A 21102-nucleotide genomic window follows, 5' to 3' on the forward strand; every position below is an offset into this window, starting at 1 on the left:
AACGACATCATCGCTGACTGACCTGACGCCTTCGCGGGCAAGCCTCGCTCCTACAGGGTTTTGTGGCGTCTGGTTATTCTTCTTCTTTAACCGGCGCCGGCGGCGGACGCAGGCCAATTTCAGCCGTTAGCTTCAGCTCCTTGCCGTTGCGCATCACCTGGATCGTCACCTTGTCGGTCGGTTTGATCCGCGCCACCTGGTTCATCGAGCGGCGGCCATCGCCGGCCGGTTCGCCGTCGATGCTTAGGATCACGTCACCCAGTTGCAGGCCAGCCTTCTGCGCCGGGCCGTCACGGAAAATCCCCGCGACCACGATGCCCGGGCGCCCGGACAGGCCGAACGATTCCGCCAGTTCCTGGGTCAGCGGCTGCACTTCAATCCCGAGCCAGCCACGGATCACCTGGCCGTGTTCGATGATCGACTTCATCACTTCCATCGCCAGTTTGACCGGGATCGCGAAGCCGATGCCTTGGGAGCCGCCGGACTTGGAGAAGATCGCGGTGTTGATGCCGGTCAGGTTGCCATTGGCATCTACCAGCGCACCGCCGGAGTTGCCGGGGTTGATCGCCGCGTCGGTCTGGATGAAGTCTTCGTAGTTGTTCAGGCCCAACTGGTTACGCCCGGTGGCGCTGATGATGCCCATGGTCACGGTCTGGCCGACGCCGAACGGGTTACCGATGGCCAGCGCGACGTCGCCGATGCGGATGTTGTCGGAACGGCCGATGGTGATCGCGGGCAGGGTCTTGAGGTCGATTTTCAGAACTGCGAGATCGGTTTCCGGATCGCTTCCGATCACTCGGGCCAACGTCTCGCGGCCATCCTTGAGCGCCACGACAATCTGGTCGGCGCCGGTGGTCACGTGGTTATTGGTCAGGATGTAGCCTTCCGGGCTCATGATCACGCCGGAACCCAGGCTCGATTCCATGCGCTTCTGCTTGGGCGAGTTGTCGCCGAAGAAGCGGCGGAATTGCGGGTCTTCGAACAACGGATGATTCGGTTTGTTTATGACTTTGGTGGTGTACAGGTTGACCACCGCAGGCGCGGCGATGACCACGGCATCGGCATAGGACACCGGCCCCTGTTGCACGCTGGTGGTTTGCGGGGCTTGCTGAAGGTTGACGTCTAGGCTCGGAAGCCCGACCCACTGCGGGTAACGCTGGATTATCAACAGAGCGATAAGCACGCCGGCCAACAGCGGCCAGCCGGAAAAACGCAGCGCCTTAAGCATTAAGCAAGTCCTGGAAAGGTTGCAGGTGGTATGAGACCGCCCATAATGTCGCGCATTATACGAGGCGAGCGCGCCTCTGAACGGGATATTTAGGAGTCTTTTATGGCCGTCGCCCTGAGCACCCTGGTCGAAGAAGCCGACCGTTACCTTAACAGTTCAAAGATCGCCGACTACTGCCCAAATGGCTTGCAGGTCGAAGGTCGTCCGCAAGTGATGCGCATCGTCAGCGGCGTGACCGCCAGCCAGGCGCTGCTGGACGCGGCGGTCGAGGCCAAGGCCGATCTGGTGCTGGTGCATCACGGCTATTTCTGGAAAGGCGAGAACCCGTGCATCACCGGCATGAAGCAGCGCCGGTTGAAAACCCTGCTCAAGCACGACATCAGTCTGCTGTCGTATCACTTGCCGCTGGATTTGCACCCGGATGTCGGCAACAACGTGCAACTGGCGCGTCAGTTGGACATCACCGTCGAAGGCCCGCTGGACCCCGACAACCTGAAAATCGTCGGCCTGGTCGGCTCCCTGAGTGAACCGATGACCCCTCGCGACTTTGCCCGTCGAGTGCAGGAAGTCATGGGGCGCGAGCCGTTGCTGATTGAAGGCAGCGAGATGATTCGCCGCGTTGGCTGGTGCACCGGTGGCGGCCAAGGCTATATCGATCAAGCCGTACTGGCCGGGGTCGATCTGTACCTCAGCGGCGAAGCGTCAGAGCAGACGTTCCACAGCGCCCGGGAAAACGACGTCAGCTTCATCGCTGCCGGGCATCACGCCACCGAGCGCTATGGCGTGCAGGCGCTGGGGGATTACCTGGCTCGGCGGTTTGCCGTGGAGCACATCTTCATCGATTGCCCGAATCCGATCTGAGATCCACCACGGCTCAAAATTGTGGGAGCGGGCTTGCTCGCGAAAGCGGTGTGTCAGTCGCCATCAATGTTGGATGTGAGTCAGCATTCGCGAGCAAGCCCGCTCCCACATTGGATCTGTGGTGGCCAAACGCAGGGGTATATTCATATACCCTTTCGATCTAGTTGGCGTCCTGATTAGAAGGGGGCGCTGTGCTAGGATTCCCCGCTCGAACACGGCCCGCTGGCCGTCCATAAGATCGTTTTCGTGAGTAGCCATGGTCGACAAACTGACGCATCTGAAACAGCTGGAGGCCGAAAGCATCCACATCATCCGCGAGGTCGCCGCCGAGTTCGATAACCCGGTGATGCTGTACTCCGTCGGTAAAGATTCCGCCGTGATGCTGCACCTTGCACGCAAGGCATTCTTCCCGGGCAAGCTGCCGTTCCCGGTGATGCACGTCGACACCCGGTGGAAGTTCAAGGAAATGTACGCGTTCCGCGATCGCATGGTCGAAGAACTGGGCCTGGACCTGATCGTCCACGTCAACCCCGATGGCGTCGCGCAGGGTATCAACCCGCTGACCCACGGCAGTGCCAAGCACACCGACATCATGAAAACCGAAGGCCTGAAACAGGCCCTCGACAAGTATGGTTTCGACGCCGCTTTCGGTGGTGCCCGCCGCGACGAAGAGAAGTCCCGTGCCAAAGAGCGCGTGTATTCCTTCCGCGACACCAAGCACCGCTGGGACCCGAAAAACCAGCGTCCAGAGCTGTGGAACGTCTACAACGGCAACGTCAACAAGGGCGAATCCATTCGTGTGTTCCCGTTGTCGAACTGGACCGAACTGGACATCTGGCAGTACATCTACCTCGAAGGCATACCGATCGTGCCGCTGTATTTCGCCGCCGAGCGCGACGTTATCGAGATGAACGGCACCTGGATCATGATCGACGACGAACGCCTGCTCAATCACCTGAGCGACGAAGACAAGGCGCGCATCGTCAAGAAGAAGGTGCGCTTCCGCACACTGGGCGACTACCCGTTGACGGGTGCGGTCGAGTCCGAGGCCACCAGCCTGACCGACATCATTCAGGAAATGCTCCTGACGCGAACTTCCGAACGCCAGGGCCGGGTCATCGACCACGATGGCGCAGGCTCGATGGAAGAAAAGAAACGTCAGGGTTATTTCTAAGGGGTTGTCATGTCGCACGTATCTGATTTGATCAGCGAGGACATCCTCGCCTACCTGGGCCAGCACGAACGCAAGGAAATGCTGCGCTTCCTGACTTGTGGCAACGTCGACGACGGCAAGAGCACCCTGATCGGGCGCCTGCTGCACGACTCCAAGATGATCTACGAAGATCACTTGGAAGCCATTACCCGCGACTCGAAAAAAGTCGGCACCACCGGCGAAGACATCGACCTGGCGTTGCTGGTCGACGGCCTGCAGGCCGAGCGGGAGCAGGGCATCACCATTGATGTCGCTTACCGTTATTTCTCCACCGCCAAGCGCAAATTCATCATCGCCGATACCCCTGGCCATGAGCAGTACACCCGCAACATGGCCACCGGTGCGTCCACCTGTGACCTGGCGATCATCCTGGTCGATGCCCGTTACGGCGTGCAGACCCAGACCCGTCGCCACAGCTTTATCGCCTCGTTGCTCGGCATCAAGCACATCGTGGTTGCCATCAACAAGATGGACCTCAATGGCTTCGACGAAAGCGTGTTCGAGTCGATCAAGGCCGATTACCTGAAGTTCGCCGACGGCATCGCGTTCAAGCCGACCACCATGGCGTTCGTGCCGATGTCGGCCCTGAAAGGCGACAACGTGGTGAACAAGTCCGAGCGCTCGCCGTGGTACACCGGCCAGTCGCTGATGGAAATTCTCGAGACCGTCGAAATCGCCAACGATCGCAACTACACCGACCTGCGTTTCCCGGTGCAGTACGTCAACCGTCCGAACCTGAACTTCCGTGGTTTCGCCGGCACCCTGGCCAGCGGCATCGTGCACAAGGGCGACGAAGTCGTTGTCCTGCCGTCGGGCAAAAGCAGCCGCGTGAAATCCATCGTCACTTTTGAAGGTGAGCTGGAACACGCAGGTCCAGGTCAGGCCGTTACGCTGACCATGGAAGACGAGATCGACATCTCTCGCGGCGACTTGCTGGTACACGCCGACAACCTGCCGCAAGTGACTGACGCCTTCGACGCCATGCTGGTGTGGATGGCTGAAGAGCCGATGCTGCCGGGCAAGAAATACGACATCAAACGTGCCACGTCTTACGTGCCGGGTTCGATCACCAGCATCGTCAACCGCGTTGACGTGAACACCCTGGAAGAAGGGCCGGCCAGTTCGTTGAACCTCAACGAAATCGGTCGGGTCAAGGTCAGTCTCGACGCCGCCATCGCACTCGATGGATACGCGAGCAACCGCACCACCGGTTCGTTCATCGTCATCGATCGCTTGACCAACGGCACCGTCGCCGCCGGCATGATCATCGCTCATCCATCGGCTCATGGTGGCAGCACGCACCACGGGAAACTGGCCCACGTTGCGACTGAAGAACGCGCCCAGCGCTTCGGCCAGCAACCGGCCACCGTGTTGTTCAGCGGCTTGTCCGGTGCCGGCAAAAGCACGTTGGCGTACGCGGTTGAACGCAAGCTGTTCGACATGGGCCGTGCGGTGTTCGTGCTCGATGGCCAGAACCTGCGTCACGACCTGAACAAAGGTCTGCCGCAGGATCGTTCTGGGCGTACCGAGAACTGGCGTCGTGCCGCGCATGTGGCGCGTCAGTTCAACGAGGCCGGCCTGCTGACCCTGGCGGCGTTCGTTGCGCCGAGTGCTGAAGGGCGTGAGCAGGCCAAGGACCTGATCGGCAAGGAGCGTCTGCTGACGGTCTACGTCCAGGCCTCGCCGGCGGTGTGTGCCGAACGTGATCCGCAAGGTTTGTACGCGGCCGGTGGCGACAACATCCCGGGCGACTCCTTCCCGTACGACGTGCCGCTTGATGCCGACCTTGTGGTCGATACCCAGTCGCTGTCGCTGGAAGAAAGCGTCAAGCAAGTGTTGGATCTGCTGCGTAGCCGCGGTGCGATCTAAGCGCTAGCAGCCCATAAAAAACCCGCCGGTGAGTGATCATCGGCGGGTTTTTTTGTGTCTTGCACTATTCCAATGTGGGAGCGGGCTTGCTCGCGAAGGCGTCGTGTCAGTCACCATCAATGTCTACTGACAGACCGCTTTCGCGAGCAAGCCCGCTCCCACAGGGGATCAATGACTGCCTGGGAATTCACGGTGCATCTGCACCAACTGCGCATCCTTGTCTTCCCACAGCTGATTGATCCAGCCCTGGAACTGCAAGCGATACTCGCCGTCCTGGTCGTAGTTCTTGCCAATGAACTGCGGCGGAATTTTCAGCTCCTGAAAATGCACCACTACATCCTTCACATTCCCGCAGAGCAGATCCCAGTAACCCGGACGCCCGCCCGGATAGTGAATGGTCACGTTAACGATCGACTCAAGCTGTTCACCCATGGCATCGAGCACAAACGCAATGCCGCCCGCCTTGGGTTTGAGCAGGTACTTGAACGGCGATTTCTGCTGCGCATGCTTGCCCTCGGTAAACCGCGTGCCTTCGACGAAGTTGAAAATCCCCACCGGGTTGTTGCGGAATTTGTCGCAGGTCTTGCGGGTGGTTTCCAGGTCCTTGCCTTTCTTCTCCGGGTGTTTTTCCAGGTAAGCCTTGGAGTAGCGTTTCATAAACGGAAACCCGAGCGCCCACCAGGCCAGGCCAATCACCGGGACCCAGATCAGCTCTTGCTTGAGAAAGAACTTCAGCGGCTGAATACGGCGGTTGAGCACGTATTGCAGGACCATGATGTCGACCCAGCTCTGGTGGTTGCTGGTGATCAAATACGAGTGCTGATAGTCCAGGCCTTCAAGACCGCTTAGATGCCAGCGGGTGCGGCAGACCAGTTTCATCCAGGCCTTGTTGTTGCTGATCCAGGCTTCGTGGATGTGGTTCATCAGCCAGAGCGTGAAGCGCTGGGTGAGGGCGAAGGGCAGCACTTTGAACAGCGCCACGAGGAACAGAATCGAGCAGAGCAGAATGGTATTCAGGGCCAGCAACAACGATGCAATCACACCGCGCACGGCGGCAGGCAGGAAATCCAGCATTTAAAGATCCATAGGTCGGTTGGCAGCTTGAATCGCGGTCAACGCGATGGTGTACACGATGTCATCGACTTGCGCGCCACGGGGCAGGTCGTTCACCGGTTTGCGCAGGCCTTGCAGCATCGGGCCGAGGCTCACGCAATCGGCACTGCGTTGCACGGCTTTGTGAGTGGTGTTGCCGGTGTTCAGGTCGGGGAACACGAACACCGTGGCGCGACCGGCCACCTGGCTGTTCGGCGCCAGTTGCTTAGCGACGGTTTCGTTGGCGGCGGCGTCGTACTGCAACGGGCCGTCGATCAGCAGCGAGTGCTGTTGTTCGTGGGCGAGCAACGTCGCTTCACGAACCTTCTCGACTTCTTCGCCGCTGGCGGATTCACCGCTGGAGTAACTGATCATCGCCACCCGTGGCGTGATGCCGAACGCGGCGGCCGAGTCGGCGCTTTGCAGGGCGATCTCCGCCAGTTCGCTGGCGCTCGGGTGCGGGTTCATCACGCAGTCGCCGTAGACCAGCACTTCCTCGGGGAAGAGCATGAAGAACACCGACGACACCAGTGTGCAGCCCGGCGCCGTTTTAATCAGTTGCAGGGCCGGGCGGATGGTGTTGGCGGTGGAGTGAATGACCCCGGACACCAGGCCATCGACTTCATCCAGCGCCAGCATCATGGTGCCGATCACTACAGTGTCTTCCAGTTGCTGCTCGGCCATCGGCGCGTTGAGGCTTTTGCTTTTGCGCAGGGCCACCATCGGTTCGATGTAGTTACCGCGAATCAAATCCGGATCGAGAATCTCCAAACCGGGTGGCAACTCGATGCCTTGGGCGCGGGCCACGGCCTCGACGTCCGCCGGTTTGGCCAGCAATACGCAACGGGCGATGCCCCGGGCCTGGCAGATCGCGGCGGCCTGCACGGTCAGCGGTTCGCTGCCTTCAGGCAACACGATGCGCTTGTTCGCAGCCTGGGCGCGCTGGATCAATTGATAACGGAACACCGCTGGCGACAGCCGCATTTCCCGTGGCGTACCGCAGCGCTGGTGCAGCCATTTGGCATCGAGATGACTGGCGACGAAATCGGTGATGATCTCCGCACGCTCGCGGTCGTCGATCGGGATTTCCTTGTTCAAGCCGTTCAACTGGTTGGCCGTGTCGTAGGAGCCAGTGCTCACCGACAACACCGGCAGGCCGGCCTGCAAGGCGCCGCGACAGAGGTCCATGATCCGTGGATCGGGCAGGGTGTCGCTGGTCAGCAACAGGCCGGCCAGGGGCACGCCGTTCATGGCGGCGAGGCTGACGGCGAGAATGATGTCGTCGCGATCGCCGGGGGTCACCACCAGTACGCCGGGCTTGAGCAGCTCCACGGTGTTGCGCATGGTGCGGGCGCAGATGATGATTTTGGTCATGCGCCGGGTTTCGTAGTCACCGGCGTTGAGAATCTGCGCGCCCATCAGGTCCGCCACGTCGCGGGTGCGCGGGGCGTTCAGTTCCGGCTGGAACGGGATGCAACCGAGCAGGCGGAAATCACCGGTGCGCAGCAGCGGCGAATGTTCCTTCAGGCGCGAGGCGAAGGCCTCCATGCTTTCGTCAGTCTTGACCTTGTTGAGGATCACGCCGAGCACTTTCGGGTCTTTCGGCCCGCCAAACAATTGCGCCTGCAACTCCACCCGACCGGAGAGTTCGGTCAGGGCTTCGCTTTCCGGTGCCGAGACCAGGATCACGTCGGCATCCAGGCTTTTCGCCAAGTGCAGATTGACCCGGGCGGCGTAGCTGGCGCTGCGGGTCGGGACCATGCCTTCGACCACCAGCACGTCTTTGCCGACGGCCGCCTGCTGATACAGGGTGATGATTTCTTCGAGCAGTTCATCCAGTTGACCGTCGCCGAGCATGCGCTCGACATGGGCCAGGCCCAGGGGTTGCGGCGGCTTGAGGCCGTGGGTGCGCGCCACCAGTTCGGTGGAGCGCTCTGGGCCGGTGTCGCCCGGATGCGGCTGGGCAATCGGTTTGAAAAAGCCGACTTTGAGGCCGGCTCGCTCAAGGGTGCGCACCAGCCCGAGGCTGATGGAGGTCAGACCCACACCAAAATCGGTGGGCGCGATAAAAAAAGTTTGCATGCGGATTCTCTGGAGGTGCATGGCAGTGGTGATCATCTATAACTGACGATCTACCGAAATTCAGTCGCCAAGGTTATCGCTAACCGAGCCTTGTGCGCACCAACCGCAATCAAAGGGCTGGCCTATTTTTTCAATACGTTGCGCAGGGTCCACGACCCAGGCCCGGGATTGCCAGGGCGGCTGATGGCGCAGGTGTTGGGTGTGGCCGCAGGAAAGCTCGGCCACCCAATGTCCGTCCTCGTCCTGATGAAAGCCTGTGACCGTTGAGGGTTTCATGGCAATCCGTCCGTCCGGGTTGTGTTCGCTTTCGGGCGATTGCTTCGCTAAACTCGCTCTTTCTATATTCTTCTGCAAAAGGTCTCGCCCCATGCTGATCGCCGCCAATAAGGCTGTCTCCATCGACTATACCCTGACCAACGACGCTGGTGAGGTCATCGACAGCTCCGCCGGCGGCGCGCCGCTGGTCTACCTGCAAGGCGCAGGTAACATCATCCCGGGTCTGGAAAAAGCCCTGGAAGGCAAAACCGTCGGTGACGAACTGACCGTTGCCGTTGAACCTGAAGACGCCTACGGCGAATACGCTGCCGAACTGGTCAGCACCCTGAGCCGCAGCATGTTCGAAGGCGTCGATGAACTGGAAGTGGGCATGCAGTTTCACGCTTCCGCGCCGGACGGCCAGATGCAAATTGTCACCATCCGTGACCTGGACGGCGACGATGTCACCGTCGACGGCAACCACCCGTTGGCCGGTCAGCGCCTGAATTTCCAGGTCAAGATCATCGACATCCGTGACGCCAGCCAGGAAGAAATCGCTCATGGTCACGTCCATGGCGAAGGTGGCCATCACCACTGATTTCTGCGCTAAGCTCAGAGAACTGGAGAGGCGCCCGAGGGCGCCTTTTTAGTCCGCGGCTGTCCCAGGCGGCGCCGCCGAGTGGCTGTTTCGAGAAGAACACGGGAATTTGGAGTTCGTCATGAGTGCTTTCCACGACCTTAATTTGAAAGCCCTGGATGGTCAGGATCTACCTCTGGCGCCCTTCAAGGGGCACGTCGTGCTGGTGGTCAACGTTGCCTCCAAATGTGGTTTGACCCCACAGTACGCGGCGCTTGAACACCTTTATCAACGATACAAAGATAAAGGTTTCAGCGTGCTGGGCTTGCCGTGCAACCAGTTTGCCGGGCAGGAACCGGGCACCGAGCAAGAGATCAAGGAATTCTGTGAATTCAACTATAAGGTGACCTTTCCGTTGTCCAGCAAGCTGGAAGTCAACGGTCACGATCGTCATCAGCTGTACCGTTTACTGGCGGGCGAGGGCGCGGAGTTTCCAGGTGACATCACCTGGAATTTCGAGAAATTCCTGCTGGGCAAAGACGGGCGGGTACTCGCACGGTTTTCGCCGCGCACCGCGCCGGATGATCCGAAGGTGATCCACGCCATCGAAAAAGCCCTGAGCTGAAACACCCTCCTTTGTAGGAGCGAGGCTTGCCCGCGAAGGCGTCCAGTCAGTCAACATCAATTTCGACTGACCTGACGCCTTCGCGGGCAAGTCGGAACGCCGCCCGCTCGCTCCTACAGGTGTCCGATCTTTTGATCCTTAATCACCCAAATCAATAGTGCTGTTCAACCCTCGCGACTCTCCATATTATCCCCGTCATAAAGTCATTTCCCCGTGGAGCGTCCCATGCCCGTCAAAGCCCTGTTCAAACCGTTCCACCTCGGCACCCTCGAACTGCCGACCCGTGTCGTCATGGCGCCGATGACCCGCTCGTTCTCGCCGGGTGGCGTACCGAATTCCAAAGTCATTGAATACTACCGCCGCCGCTCCGCTGCCGGTGTGGGCCTGATCATCACCGAAGGCACCACCGTCGGCCACAAGGCCTCCAACGGCTACCCGAACGTGCCGCACTTCTACGGTGAAGCGGCGTTGGCCGGCTGGAAGAAAGTGGTCGACGCGGTTCACGCCGAAGGCGGCAAGATCGTTCCGCAACTGTGGCACGTGGGCAGCGTGCGTCGCATCGGCACCGAGCCGGACGCGAGCGTGCCGGGTTACGGCCCGTCGGAAAAATTGAAGGACGGTCAGGTCGTGGTTCACGGCATGACCAAACAGGACATCCAGGACGTGATCGCTGCATTCGCCCAGTCGGCCAAAGATGCCCAGAGCATCGGCATGGACGGCGTGGAAATCCACGGTGCCCACGGCTATCTGGTGGACCAGTTCTTCTGGGAAGGCACCAACCAGCGCACCGACGAATACGGCGGCAGCCTGGCCAACCGTTCGCGTTTCGCCATCGAATTGATTCAAGCCGTGCGGGCCGCAGTCGGCGAAGGCTTCCCGATCATTTTCCGTTTCTCCCAATGGAAACAGCAGGACTACACCGCACGCCTGGTGCAAACCCCGGAAGCGTTGGGCGAATTCCTACAGCCGTTGTCCGACGCTGGCGTGGATATTTTCCACTGCTCGACGCGGCGTTTCTGGGAGCCGGAGTTCGACGGTTCCGATCTGAACCTGGCTGGCTGGACCCGCAAACTCACCGGCAAGCCGACCATCACCGTGGGTAGCGTGGGCCTGGATGGCGAGTTCCTGCAGTTCATGGTCAACACCGACAAGATCGCGCAGCCTGCCAGCCTGGAAAATCTGCTGGAGCGTTTGAATAACGAAGAGTTCGATCTGGTGGCGGTAGGGCGTGCGCTGTTGGTGGACCCGGACTGGGCGCAGAAAGTGCGCGATGGTCGTGAAGAAGACATCCTGCCGTTCAGCCGTGAGGCGTTGATGACGCTGGTTTAAGCGGCGATCTGAAGGGCCTCTTCGCGAGCAAGCCCGCTCCCACAGGTGACCGCGTTCTACCAGAGAAACGCGGTCGAATGTGGGAGCGGGCTTGCTCGCGAAGACGGACTAGCAGTCACCGAAAACTTCAGGGCAAAATCGACGCATTCGGCACCACCTGCTCCCCGACACAAGCCCCGCGCAACTGCCCCTCAAACTGCTCGATAATCGCCGCCCAGCCCTGGCGACTCGCATGCTGGCGCGCATTCAGCCGCACGCAGCGCAAGGTTTCCCGTTCCTCCAGCAACCAGCGCGCCGCATCGCAGAACGCCTCTTCATCCCCCGGCATCGCCAAAACACCGTTATAGCCGTGACGAATGTGTTGGCCCGCCGCCGCCAGATCGTACGCCACCACCCCAAGCCCTGAGGCCAGCGCCTCCAGCACCACATTGCCGAAGGTCTCGGTCATGCTCGGAAACAGAAAAACATCCCCCGATGCATAGTGGCTGGCCAAGGCTTCACCACGTTGTGAGCCGCAGAAAATCGCTTCCGGCAATTCCTTTTCCAGCGTCATCCGCAGCGGCCCGTCGCCGACCACGATCAGCTTCAGGTTGCGCTGTGGATAAGTCGCCTTCAGCGTGTCGAAACTGCGTTTGAGCAAACCCAGATTTTTCTCAGGGGCCAGGCGTCCGACGTGAATGACCGCGATGTCATCGTCCGCCAGGCCCCATTGCTCACGCAGGGCGTCCAGGCGTTTGGCCGGGTGAAACAGTTGGCTGTCGACGCCCCGGGACAACAGCGCCAGGCGTTCGAACTGCCGGCGTTCCAGCTCCAGCCGCTGGCTGACGCTGGGCACCAAGGTGAGGGTCGAGCGGTTGTGAAACCAGCGCAGATAGTGCGTCAACAGGCGCGTCAGCAGGCCGAGGCCATACTGGCTCGAGTACTGCTGGAAATTGGTGTGAAAGCCACTGACCACCGAAATCCCCAGGCGACGCGCGGCACGCAAGGCCGACAAACCCAACGGTCCTTCGGTGGCGATGTACAGCACGTCGGGGCGATGGCGTTTCCAGCGCCGCAGTAACTTGTGCATCGACGACTGGCCCCACTGCAACCCGGGATAACCCGGCAGCGGCCAGCCGCGACACAGCAGCAACCCATCGTCACTGCCCAGTTGTCGATCACAGCCCTGGCGCGGTCGCACCAGTTCAACCTGATGCCCACGCGCACGCAAACCGTCGCACAAGCGGCCAAGGGTATTGGCCACGCCGTTGATTTCCGGAGGGAAGGTTTCGGTGATCAGGGTGATATGCAGAGCTGTCGTCATGACCTCAGTGTCGGCTGAGGCCATGTCGTCATTGTGGCGTTTCGATGATGGATTTATGACGCCGAACGTTGGGGCACCAGATTTTCCGCACCGCGCTCACGCACCCAGAACAGCGTCGCCCCGGCCACGGCGGCCGGCATCATCAGGATGTTCACCACCGGAATCAGCAGCACCAGATAAACGATCCCGCCAAAACTCATGCTCTGCCATCGCTTTTCACGCAGCCAGGCGAGCATCTCGTTCCAGCCGAGTTTGTGGTTGTCAGCCGGGTAGTCGATGTACTGGATCGCCATCATCCACACCCCGAACAGCAGCCACAGCGGCGCCGCGATGATATTCACCACCGGGATGAACGAGAGAATGAACAGGCCCAGCGCCCGGGGCAGGAAGTAGCCGAGTTTGCGCATTTCCCGGGACAGGGTGCGGGGGATCATTTCGATCAACTCACCCCAACTGAAGGCCGGGAAGTCGTCGGTGCCACGCACCACCACTTCGACTTTTTCCGCAAGGAAGCCGTTGAACGGCGCGGCGATCACGTTGGCGAGCATGGTGAAGGTGAAGAACACCATCAGCGCCACCAGCACCACGAAGATCGGCCAGAGGATGTAACTGAGGAAACTCAGCCAGTCCGGCAGGGACGGCATCAATGTGTCGACCCATAAGCTGAATTGATGGCCAGCCAGGTAAATCAATCCGACGAACAGCACCAGGTTGATCACCAAGGGCAGCAAAACGAACAATCGCAGGCTCGGGCTCAAGACCAGCTTGAGGCCTTCGCGCAGGTATTGCGGGCCAGACAGAACAGGGGCGGGCATAACGTGCTCCGAGCAAGGGTAAACGCGCCGACCTTACCGACTTTGCCCGGCCGGTGAAAGCGCGGCGGCGGGATCGACATTCACTGTAACAAAGGCGTCTATAAAATCACTGTAACGGGATAGAGACCGCCTATGAGCTGGATTGTTAAACCGTATTTCCTTAATCTTCGCCCCCTCGATACGCTGCACCCATTCTTTTTACAGGACTGTCGAGCTCAAGCCTTCCCCAAGTGCTTTCAACAGTCCTTTTTTATTCCCGCCGGCAAACCCGGCGTTCCGCGCCAGTTTCGGGCCGGTTAACAGGAGCAGGTCATGTCTGAAGTCCGTCATTCGCGAGTGATTATTCTCGGTTCCGGCCCTGCCGGTTACAGCGCCGCGGTCTATGCCGCCCGTGCCAACCTCAAGCCATTGCTGATCACCGGCATGCAGGCCGGCGGTCAACTGACCACCACCACCGAAGTCGACAACTGGCCGGGCGACGTTCACGGCCTGACCGGCCCGGCGCTGATGGAACGGATGAAAGAGCACGCCGAACGCTTTGAAACCGAGATCGTCTTCGATCACATCAATGCCGTGGACTTCGCTGCCAAGCCTTACACCCTGACCGGCGACAGCGCGACCTACACCTGCGACGCCCTAATCATCGCCACCGGTGCCAGCGCTCGTTACCTGGGCCTGCCGTCGGAAGAAGCGTTCATGGGCAAAGGCGTTTCGGCCTGCGCGACCTGCGACGGTTTCTTCTACCGCAACAAGCCAGTGGCTGTGGTCGGTGGCGGTAACACTGCTGTGGAAGAAGCGCTGTACCTGGCCAACATCGCCAGCACCGTGACCCTGATCCACCGTCGCGAAACCTTCCGCGCCGAGAAGATCCTGATCGACAAGCTCAACGCCCGGGTTGCCGAAGGCAAGATCATCCTCAAGTTGAACTCGAACCTGGACGAAGTCCTGGGCGACAACATGGGCGTGACCGGTGCGCGCCTGAAGAACAACGACGGCAGCTTCGACGAGCTGAAAGTCGACGGCGTGTTCATCGCCATCGGCCACACCCCGAACACCTCGTTGTTCGAAGGCCAGTTGACGTTGAAAGACGGCTACTTGGTGGTGCACGGCGGCCGTGAAGGCAACGCCACTGCGACCAACCTGGAAGGGATCTTCGCCGCCGGCGACGTGGCTGACCACGTTTACCGACAAGCGATCACCTCGGCCGGCGCCGGCTGCATGGCGGCACTGGATGCCGAGCGTTACCTCGACGATCTGCAGAACGCCAAGTTCTGAGAACGTTGAAATGAAAAAACCGGCCTCGGCCGGTTTTTTTGTGCCCATGATTTCACGGCCAACACCGTACTCATGTGGGAGCGGGCTTGCTCGCGAATGCGGTGGGTCAGTCGAAATTGATGTTGCCTGACACGCCGCATTCGCGAGCAAGCCCGCTCCCACAGGGGATGTGTGATCAAGTCAGTTTTGCAAGGCAAGCTTCAAGGATATCCAGGCCTTCCTCCAGCACCGCCGCTTCGGTGGTCAGCGGTGCCAGCAGACGAATGATGTTTCGCGATTTGCCGCTGGGCATCAGCAGCAAACCCGCGTCCCGAGCCAGGGCCAGCAGCTGAGTCAATTGCGCAGAGGCCGGCGTGCCATCGGCGTTGCTCAATTCGATACCGCGCATCGCCCCGACACCGGTCAAACGCCCCAGAAACGGTGAGAGTTTGCTGGCGCGCCAAGCCTCGTAGCGGCTGACAATCGCTTCTTCCTGTTGCGAACCCCAGTTGCGCAGATTCGCATCGGTCATCTCATCCAGGGTCGCCAGTGCCGCCGCGCAGGCGATCGGGTTGCCTGAATAAGTGCCGCCGAGTCCGCCCTTGGGCAAGGTGTCGAGCAGCGACTTGCGCCCGACCACCGCGCCTAATGGCACGCCGCCGGCAATGCTTTTGGCGAGCAGGATCAGGTCCGGTTCGATGCCCAGTCGCGAGAAGGCAAAACGTTCGCCGGTACGGCCGAAACCGGACTGGATTTCATCGGCGATCAGCAGGATGTTTTTCTCATCGCAGAAGCGCCGCAACGCTTGGGCGAATTCCACGTCCATGGCCAGGAAACCCGCTTCGCCCTGCACCGGTTCGACGATAAAACACGCCACGTCATTGACGTCGATCTCGACGCTGAACAACCGATCCATCGCCTTCAACGCTTCGGCGCAGGTCACGCCGTTGTCCTTGCTCGGGAAGGGCAAATGAAACACCGGGCCCGGTAATACGCCGACTTTCTGTTTGTAGGGGGCGACTTTGCCGTTGAGGTTGAGGGTGGCGAGGGTGCGTCCGTGGAAGGCGCCGTCGAAAGCGATGACGGCGGTTCGGCCGGTGGCACCACGGACGATCTTCAGGGCGTTTTCCGCCGCTTCTGCGCCGCTGTTGGTGAGCATGCCGCTGACCGGGTAGTCCACCGGGATAAACGCGGTGAGGCGCTCCATCAGCTCGATGTAGGGCACATGCGGTGCGGCGTTGAAGGCGTAGTGGGTCAGCCGGGTGGCTTGTTCGCGAATGGCCTCGACGATGCGCGGGTGGCAGTGGCCGAGGTTCAGCACGCCGATGCCGCCGACGAAATCGATGTAACGTTTGCCGTCGGTGTCCCAGACTTCGGCATTCTTGCCGTGGCTGAGCGTGACGGGATGGACGACGTTGATCGACTGGCTGATGGTTTCGCTGCTCATGGATACCTGACTCAGAAGAAGGGTTGCTTCTTTTTATCTAAGCTGTGAGCAGGGGGGGCGGGCAAACGAAATAAAGTCGCCGGGTCAATCTTAAAAGTCGGGATGTGTGCCGGGGCCCTTTGTAGGAGCATGGCTTGCCCGCGATGGCGTCCAGAAGATCGCCTTCGCGGGCAAGCCTCGCTCCTACGGGACGGTGGTGTTCGTGGGAGCGTGGTTTTAGCGGCGGGTCAATGGTTGCTGCGAGAACTTCACGCCGGCCAGGCCCTGCGCAATCAACGCCCGGATATTGCCGTGATCGCTGCCTTCAGGCGTCGCCACTACCGAACGGTAATGCTCGCCAAACGCCAGCAGCGCTTCTTCATCGCTCAGGCCTTCCAGCAGCGCCAGGCCCAGGGTCTTGCACGAGCCTTCGTTCTGCCCGGCGGCGTTTTCCACGCCGCCGTTATTGAAGGCTTGGGGCTGGTAGTCATAACCGGCGGCGATGAATGCCAGGGTATCGGCGAAAGCATGTTCGCCGCTTTTGAGGCTGGCGCGCAGGGTGTTCAAATCACTCATTGGGTTTTCCTTTGGCGAACGCCGCTTGTTGTTCGGCGCTGGCTTCTTGCTGGTATTGGGCTTTCCATTCGGCGTACGGCATGCCGTAGACGACTTCGCGAGCGTCGTCGAGGCTGACCTCGATCTGGCGTTCATCGGCGGCAGCCTTGTACCACTTCGACAGGCAGTTGCGGCAGAAACCCGAGAGGTTCATCAGGTCGATGTTCTGCACGTCCTTGCGGCTGTCCAGGTGGGCGACCAGCCGGCGAAAGGCGGCGGCTTCAAGTTCCAGGCGTTGTTGATCGGTCATGGGGGTCTCTGCGAGACAGCTTTGAGCGGCAAGCTTCAAGCTGCAAGTGGGTTTGCGGTGGCTGGAAGTTTACCGCTTGAAGCTTGCCGCTTGAAACTAGCGGCTCGCTGCAAGCGTTATAGACACCGACTCTGCAAAACGCAGCGCATGAGGCTTGTCGACTTCCACTTCGGCGTACAGCACCGACTCATTGACCATAACCAGATCGAGGATTTCCTGGGTCAGGCGTTCGAGCAGGGCAAAGCGATTGCCTTCCACGTGGGCGATGATCGCCTTGGTGATGGTGCGGTAGTTCAGCGCGTGATCGATGTCGTTATCGCGCACCGCTTCTTGCGCGGCGTAGAGGATGGTCAGGTTGATCAACACATCCTGTTTGTTGAGGATTTCGTCTTCGTTGATGCCGATGAAGGTACGCAGGCACAGGTCCTTGACCCGGATGCGCGCCATTCCTGGTTGAAGTTGTGGCATTGCTACTTGCTCCGTCCAATCAATTGCAGGAACTCCTGGCGGGTGTTGCTCGACTCGCGGAAGGCGCCGAGCATCACCGAGGTGTTCATGGTCGAATTCTGTTTCTCGACGCCGCGCATCATCATGCACATGTGCTTGGCTTCGATCACCACGGCAACGCCGGCAGCGTCCGTCACTTGCTGCACCGCGTCGGCGATTTGCCGGGTGAGGTTTTCCTGGATTTGCAGGCGTCGGGCGAACATGTCTACCAGCCGCGCAATCTTCGACAGGCCCAACACTTTGCCCGTCGGAATATAAGCTACATGGGCCTTGCCGATGAAGGGCAGCAGGTGGTGCTCGCACAGCGAATAGAGCTCGATGTCGGCGACGATGATCATCTCGTCGGTGTCCGAGGAAAACAGCGCGCCGTTTACGATTTCCTCGACGCTTTGCTCGTAGCCATGACACAGGTACTGCATGGCCTTGGCGGCGCGCATCGGGGTGTCTTGCAGGCCTTCGCGGTCTGGGTTTTCACCGAGGCCGATGAGGATTTCACGATAGCTCTGGGATAAAGCGTTCTGAGGCAGGGATAACGGCATGGTACATCCTCGCAAGGGCGGCTTATTTGACGTGCCGTCCGCCATTGACGGTCAGGGTCGTGCCGGTGACATAAGGGTTGTCGAGCAAATAGCGCAGGCTCTGGTAGATCACTTCGCTGCCGGGTTCGATGCCCAGCGCGGACTTGGCCAGGGCCTTGGCGCGGTACGCCGCGTCGTCGTCGGGATTGAACAATAGCAGGGCTGGTGCGATGCCGTTGACCTTGATCGCGGGCGCATATTTCGCGGCGAAGGACAGGGTCAGGCTGTCGAGCCCGGCTTTGCTGGCGCAATAGCCGATATGTTGACTGCTGCCCTTGCGGGTCACGTCGTCGCTGATATGCACGATGTCGGCGGGGCTCGAGCGTTCGAGCAAGTCGGCGCAGTGCAGGTTGATCAGGTAGGGCGCCAGCATGTGCACGCAGAACATCCGGGTAAAGGCCAGGGCCTCGGTGTCCGGGGTTTCGGCCAGCCATTCGGACGCGTTATGCACAATCGCCCGCAGGCTGTCGGTATGGGTCTTGAGTTCGCTGATGAACGCGAGAATCCCGGCTTCGCTGGAGAAGTCCGCGAACAGCGCCGTCGCGCCCAAGTCGCGCAATGCCTGGACGCCGGGGCGTTCGCTGCGGTAGCTGAAGATCACCGGGTGACCGTCTTCGAGCAAGCGCCGGGCGCAGTGCAGGCCGACACGCTGGCCGGCACCGGTGATGAGGATTGGGGCTGCGGAAGAAGTCATGAACGGCTCGCGTCGCGGTTAGAGCAAAACTATACCAGCGACGGCGAGCGTTCACCTACGTCCTGTAGGAGCGAGGCTTGCCCGCGAAGAGGACGCCTCGGTCTATCTGTCAGACCGCGTTATCGTTCTTCGCGGGCAAGCCTCGCTCCTACAGGGGTTACGGATTTTGAGTGGTGGGCGCGACGGGCAACGGCCGCGCCGGCGTGCTGTGCAGCCAGTTGGCCAGCAAACGAGTCGACAGCGGAATAAAGAAATAGACCATCAATGGCGTCAGGCACAACGTGCTGACGAGCACCCGAGGCAGCAGGCTCATTTCGCCGAGCAACGGTCCCAGGACAAAGTTGAACAACAGCGAGACCGGGAAGAACGCCAGCCAGATCGCCACCGCCTGTTTCCAGCGCGGCGGGCGATTGCCGGCAGCGCCGAACCAGCCTTCAATGCCGCTGACCCGGTGTTCGGTCGGGTGGGCGAACAAGTCGCTGCCACGGCCCAGCCAGGCCGTGCGCGAGGCGGAATGCTCCCAGGCGTGCAGGGTCTGCTCGTCGGCGAAGCGGAAGATAATCTGGAATTCGTCATCATCGGGCGGCGGAGCGAGCACGCCAGAGCCGAGATAACCGGGGAAGTCGGTGGCCAGTTGTTCGCCTTCACGCAACCAGGCGATCAGGTCCTGATAACGTCCATCGGCAACGCGGCGCGCCACCATCAGGGTGACGGGTGAGGTAGACATTTTGTATCTCCGTATGACAAGCGCGTCGCTCCGGGTAGGAGTTTCACCAGACGCAGCGCCGGGGTGATGGGCTGCGACTTTGGACAAGCAAGGATTATTCCTGATTATGAAAATTTCACCAGTGGCATTCGTCATCCATCAACAGCTTGAATGATTGCGGGGGATAAGCGTTAGAATGGGATCCAATTCACCCATGGAAGATCTCCACCCAATGCCTGTCCTGACTGACGTGGTCTCTGGCTTGCTGCCAGTTGCTTCCCTGGAGCGGGAAGAGCTTTTTCCGATTCGAGAGGTGGCACGCCTCACCGGCATCAACCCGGTGACGCTGCGAGCATGGGAGCGTCGTTATGGCCTGATCCAGCCCACACGCACCGAAAGCGGGCATCGCCTGTATTCAATGGCCGATATCGAGACGGTTCGCGCCATCCTCGGCTGGATTGATCGCGGCGTGGCGGTCAGCAAGGTCGGCAAGATCCTGGCCAAGACCGAACCGCTCAAAGCGCTCTCGCACATCATCCCCAATGAGCTGGTGCTGGCCGACTACGGCCAATGGCAGCAGCAGGTCCAGAGTGCAGTCAGTTCGTTTGATGACGTGCAACTGGAGCGGGTCTATGGGCAGATTTTTTCCAGTTATTCGATTCCCGTGGTGTTCCAGGACATCCTGATGCCGCTGTGGAAGCAACTATTGCAGCGCCAGGAAATGTTCGGCCAGACCAGTGAATGGTTGTTCTACGATGCGTTCCTGCGATCCCGTGTGGCGCAGCGCCTGCTGCTGATCCGTGACTCATCACCGCGGCGAATTGTTATCAGCGCCCTGGCCGGTGAGTGCCGCGAGCTTGAACTTCTGGTCGCCGCGTTGTTTTTGAGCGGGGCGGATTCCGGGGTGCGAGTGTTGACCATCGGCCAGCCCTTCGATGAGCTGACCCTGGTCTGCGAACGGATCAAACCCCAGGCACTGATCCTGTTTTCCAACCATGCCCCGGCCCCTGAGCTGCCACGACGTTTGAATCGCCTGGCCATGAGCCTGGATTGTCAGTTGATGCTCGCCGGTGATGCGTCCGACCTGGCGCAGGAAAGCCTGGCCGCATCATCCATCGGTTGTCTGGGTAACGAAGGTTTGTTGATGCGACAGCGTCTGAAACAATTCCTGGCGGGTAACCTGGATAGTTGAGGTTCAGACGTGCAAGGCGGGATGGGTCAGGCGATGTTGCTGCAGGATGAACTGACGCAGGCGTTCGGTTTCGTCCTTGTCGCTTTGGCTCAGTTGGTAGGCGAAGAAACCATGCTCGGTTTCCCGCTCGAACGTGCCGCGCAACGCGATACGTTCATAACCTGACGGGCTGAACCACAACGCGAAATGTTTCGGTGGCTTGGTCTTGTTGCGAACTTCCAGCAACACGCCTTTAAACGACACTTCGTGGACCCACATCGTGCCGGGCTGGCCCTTGGCATTCTCCAGCGCGACTGGCTCTTCGAGTGTCAGACGCCAGGGCCGGACCATTGGCCCATCTTCAAAAATGCTCGGCACGCCCAGGCGCAGATGCAGCGCGTGGAACTCGTCTTCCACCAAATGCAGGGGGAAGGTCATTTGCTGGTTTTCGAAGTTGGCCTGAATGGTGACCTGCTCATGGGCGGCGAGGCGCGTGAGAAGGTCCCTGATCTGCGAACCACCATTGACGAGCAGGCTCGACGTCGCATCCCGCACATTAAGCTGCGGGTTGTGCTGCATGGTCTGGATAAAATCCAGCTCATCCTGGGTCAGGAGTGCGTCGCGTTGCATGGCTTGCTCGAAAAAAATAGTT

Annotated in this window: 22 protein-coding genes; 8 read left to right on the plus strand and 14 right to left on the minus strand. The window is 60.2% G+C overall.

The window, feature by feature from the left end; genetic code table 11:
- Window positions 1-73: 73 nt before the first annotated feature.
- Complete coding sequence (gene algW, locus BK665_RS10830; RefSeq protein WP_123405317.1) at window positions 74-1228, minus strand: Do family serine endopeptidase AlgW; 1155 nt, start codon at window positions 1226-1228, stop codon at window positions 74-76.
- Between the two features lie 102 nt (window positions 1229-1330).
- On the opposite strand from algW, the gene BK665_RS10835 reads away from it, so the two are divergent.
- The 3 genes from BK665_RS10835 to cysN all read left to right on the plus strand — a co-directional run bounded on the left by BK665_RS10835 (window position 1331) and on the right by cysN (window position 5171).
- Complete coding sequence (locus tag BK665_RS10835; RefSeq protein WP_123405319.1) at window positions 1331-2089, plus strand: Nif3-like dinuclear metal center hexameric protein; 759 nt, start codon at window positions 1331-1333, stop codon at window positions 2087-2089.
- A 256-nt stretch (window positions 2090-2345) separates the two neighbouring features.
- Complete coding sequence (gene cysD, locus BK665_RS10845; protein WP_090175435.1) at window positions 2346-3263, plus strand: sulfate adenylyltransferase subunit CysD; 918 nt, start codon at window positions 2346-2348, stop codon at window positions 3261-3263.
- Window positions 3264-3272: 9 nt separating this feature from the next.
- Window positions 3273-5171: a sulfate adenylyltransferase subunit CysN gene (gene cysN / locus BK665_RS10850; protein WP_123405321.1), complete on the plus strand. Its 1899-nt coding sequence runs from the start codon at window positions 3273-3275 to the stop codon at window positions 5169-5171.
- Between the two features lie 168 nt (window positions 5172-5339).
- Here cysN and yihG read toward each other — a convergent pair whose 3' ends face one another.
- Genes yihG through BK665_RS10870 form a run of 3 tightly spaced genes read right to left on the minus strand, consistent with a single transcriptional unit; the run spans window position 5340 to window position 8744 of the window.
- Window positions 5340-6245 carry a 1-acylglycerol-3-phosphate O-acyltransferase, YihG family gene (gene yihG / locus BK665_RS10860; RefSeq protein WP_123405324.1) on the minus strand — a complete coding sequence of 302 codons (906 nt, stop codon included), beginning with the start codon at window positions 6243-6245 and terminating at the stop codon, window positions 5340-5342.
- On the minus strand, window positions 6246-8345 hold the full coding sequence (gene pta / locus BK665_RS10865; protein ID WP_123405326.1) for a phosphate acetyltransferase: 2100 nt from the start codon (window positions 8343-8345) through the stop codon (window positions 6246-6248).
- 60 nt (window positions 8346-8405) lie between these two features.
- On the minus strand, window positions 8406-8744 hold the full coding sequence (locus tag BK665_RS10870; RefSeq protein WP_123406318.1) for a DUF3565 domain-containing protein: 339 nt from the start codon (window positions 8742-8744) through the stop codon (window positions 8406-8408).
- Here BK665_RS10870 and BK665_RS10875 point away from each other — a divergent pair.
- From BK665_RS10875 to BK665_RS10890, 3 genes are all read left to right on the plus strand, one after another.
- On the plus strand, window positions 8713-9198 hold the full coding sequence (locus BK665_RS10875; protein WP_008150718.1) for an FKBP-type peptidyl-prolyl cis-trans isomerase: 486 nt from the start codon (window positions 8713-8715) through the stop codon (window positions 9196-9198). The genes BK665_RS10870 and BK665_RS10875 overlap by 32 nt on opposite strands.
- 121 nt (window positions 9199-9319) lie before the next feature.
- A complete protein-coding gene (locus BK665_RS10885) occupies window positions 9320-9802 on the plus strand; it encodes a glutathione peroxidase (RefSeq protein ID WP_123405330.1) in 483 nt (160 codons plus the stop codon).
- A gap of 225 nt (window positions 9803-10027) precedes the next feature.
- Entirely contained in the window at window positions 10028-11131 is a 1104-nt protein-coding gene (locus tag BK665_RS10890) for an NADH:flavin oxidoreductase (RefSeq protein ID WP_123405332.1), read from the plus strand.
- 127 nt (window positions 11132-11258) lie between these two features.
- On the opposite strand, the gene BK665_RS10895 is transcribed toward BK665_RS10890, so the two are convergent.
- A complete protein-coding gene (locus BK665_RS10895) occupies window positions 11259-12458 on the minus strand; it encodes a glycosyltransferase family 4 protein (RefSeq protein ID WP_123405334.1) in 1200 nt (399 codons plus the stop codon).
- 29 nt (window positions 12459-12487) lie between these two features.
- Complete coding sequence (gene cysZ, locus BK665_RS10900; protein WP_123405336.1) at window positions 12488-13249, minus strand: sulfate transporter CysZ; 762 nt, start codon at window positions 13247-13249, stop codon at window positions 12488-12490.
- 312 nt (window positions 13250-13561) lie between these two features.
- On the opposite strand from cysZ, the gene trxB reads away from it, so the two are divergent.
- The gene (trxB, locus tag BK665_RS10910; RefSeq protein ID WP_123405339.1) at window positions 13562-14524 is read left to right on the plus strand and encodes a thioredoxin-disulfide reductase; all 963 of its coding nucleotides are present in this window, start codon (window positions 13562-13564) and stop codon (window positions 14522-14524) included.
- A gap of 175 nt (window positions 14525-14699) precedes the next feature.
- Here the strand turns inward: trxB and BK665_RS10920 are convergent, their stop codons facing one another.
- From BK665_RS10920 to BK665_RS10955, 7 genes are all read right to left on the minus strand, one after another.
- Window positions 14700-15950, minus strand: coding sequence for a 2-aminoadipate transaminase (locus tag BK665_RS10920; protein WP_123405341.1), 1251 nt, complete (start codon window positions 15948-15950; stop codon window positions 14700-14702).
- A 216-nt stretch (window positions 15951-16166) separates the two neighbouring features.
- A complete protein-coding gene (locus BK665_RS10925; RefSeq protein WP_123405343.1) occupies window positions 16167-16505 on the minus strand; it encodes a HopJ type III effector protein in 339 nt (112 codons plus the stop codon).
- Complete coding sequence (locus BK665_RS10930) at window positions 16498-16794, minus strand: DUF1244 domain-containing protein (protein WP_008026968.1); 297 nt, start codon at window positions 16792-16794, stop codon at window positions 16498-16500. Before BK665_RS10930 ends, BK665_RS10925 begins: the two co-directional genes overlap by 8 nt.
- A 96-nt stretch (window positions 16795-16890) precedes the next feature.
- On the minus strand, window positions 16891-17262 hold the full coding sequence (gene folX / locus BK665_RS10935; protein ID WP_054049847.1) for a dihydroneopterin triphosphate 2'-epimerase: 372 nt from the start codon (window positions 17260-17262) through the stop codon (window positions 16891-16893).
- A gap of 2 nt (window positions 17263-17264) precedes the next feature.
- On the minus strand, window positions 17265-17840 hold the full coding sequence (gene folE, locus BK665_RS10940; RefSeq protein ID WP_123405345.1) for a GTP cyclohydrolase I FolE: 576 nt from the start codon (window positions 17838-17840) through the stop codon (window positions 17265-17267).
- Window positions 17841-17862: 22 nt separating this feature from the next.
- Entirely contained in the window at window positions 17863-18573 is a 711-nt protein-coding gene (gene folM, locus BK665_RS10945) for a dihydromonapterin reductase (RefSeq protein ID WP_123405347.1), read from the minus strand.
- 157 nt (window positions 18574-18730) lie between these two features.
- Window positions 18731-19300, minus strand: a complete 570-nt coding sequence (locus BK665_RS10955; protein WP_123405349.1) for an antibiotic biosynthesis monooxygenase — start codon at window positions 19298-19300, stop codon at window positions 18731-18733.
- Window positions 19301-19511: 211 nt separating this feature from the next.
- Between BK665_RS10955 and BK665_RS10960 the strand changes: the two genes are divergently transcribed.
- On the plus strand, window positions 19512-20471 hold the full coding sequence (locus tag BK665_RS10960) for a MerR family transcriptional regulator (RefSeq protein ID WP_123405351.1): 960 nt from the start codon (window positions 19512-19514) through the stop codon (window positions 20469-20471).
- A gap of 3 nt (window positions 20472-20474) precedes the next feature.
- On the opposite strand, the gene BK665_RS10965 is transcribed toward BK665_RS10960, so the two are convergent.
- Window positions 20475-21080 carry a hypothetical protein gene (locus BK665_RS10965; protein ID WP_123405352.1) on the minus strand — a complete coding sequence of 202 codons (606 nt, stop codon included), beginning with the start codon at window positions 21078-21080 and terminating at the stop codon, window positions 20475-20477.
- Window positions 21081-21102 lie beyond the last annotated feature (22 nt).

This window comes from Pseudomonas frederiksbergensis (assembly GCF_003732665.1).
Taxonomy (GTDB): Bacteria; Pseudomonadota; Gammaproteobacteria; order Pseudomonadales; family Pseudomonadaceae; genus Aquipseudomonas; species Aquipseudomonas frederiksbergensis_G.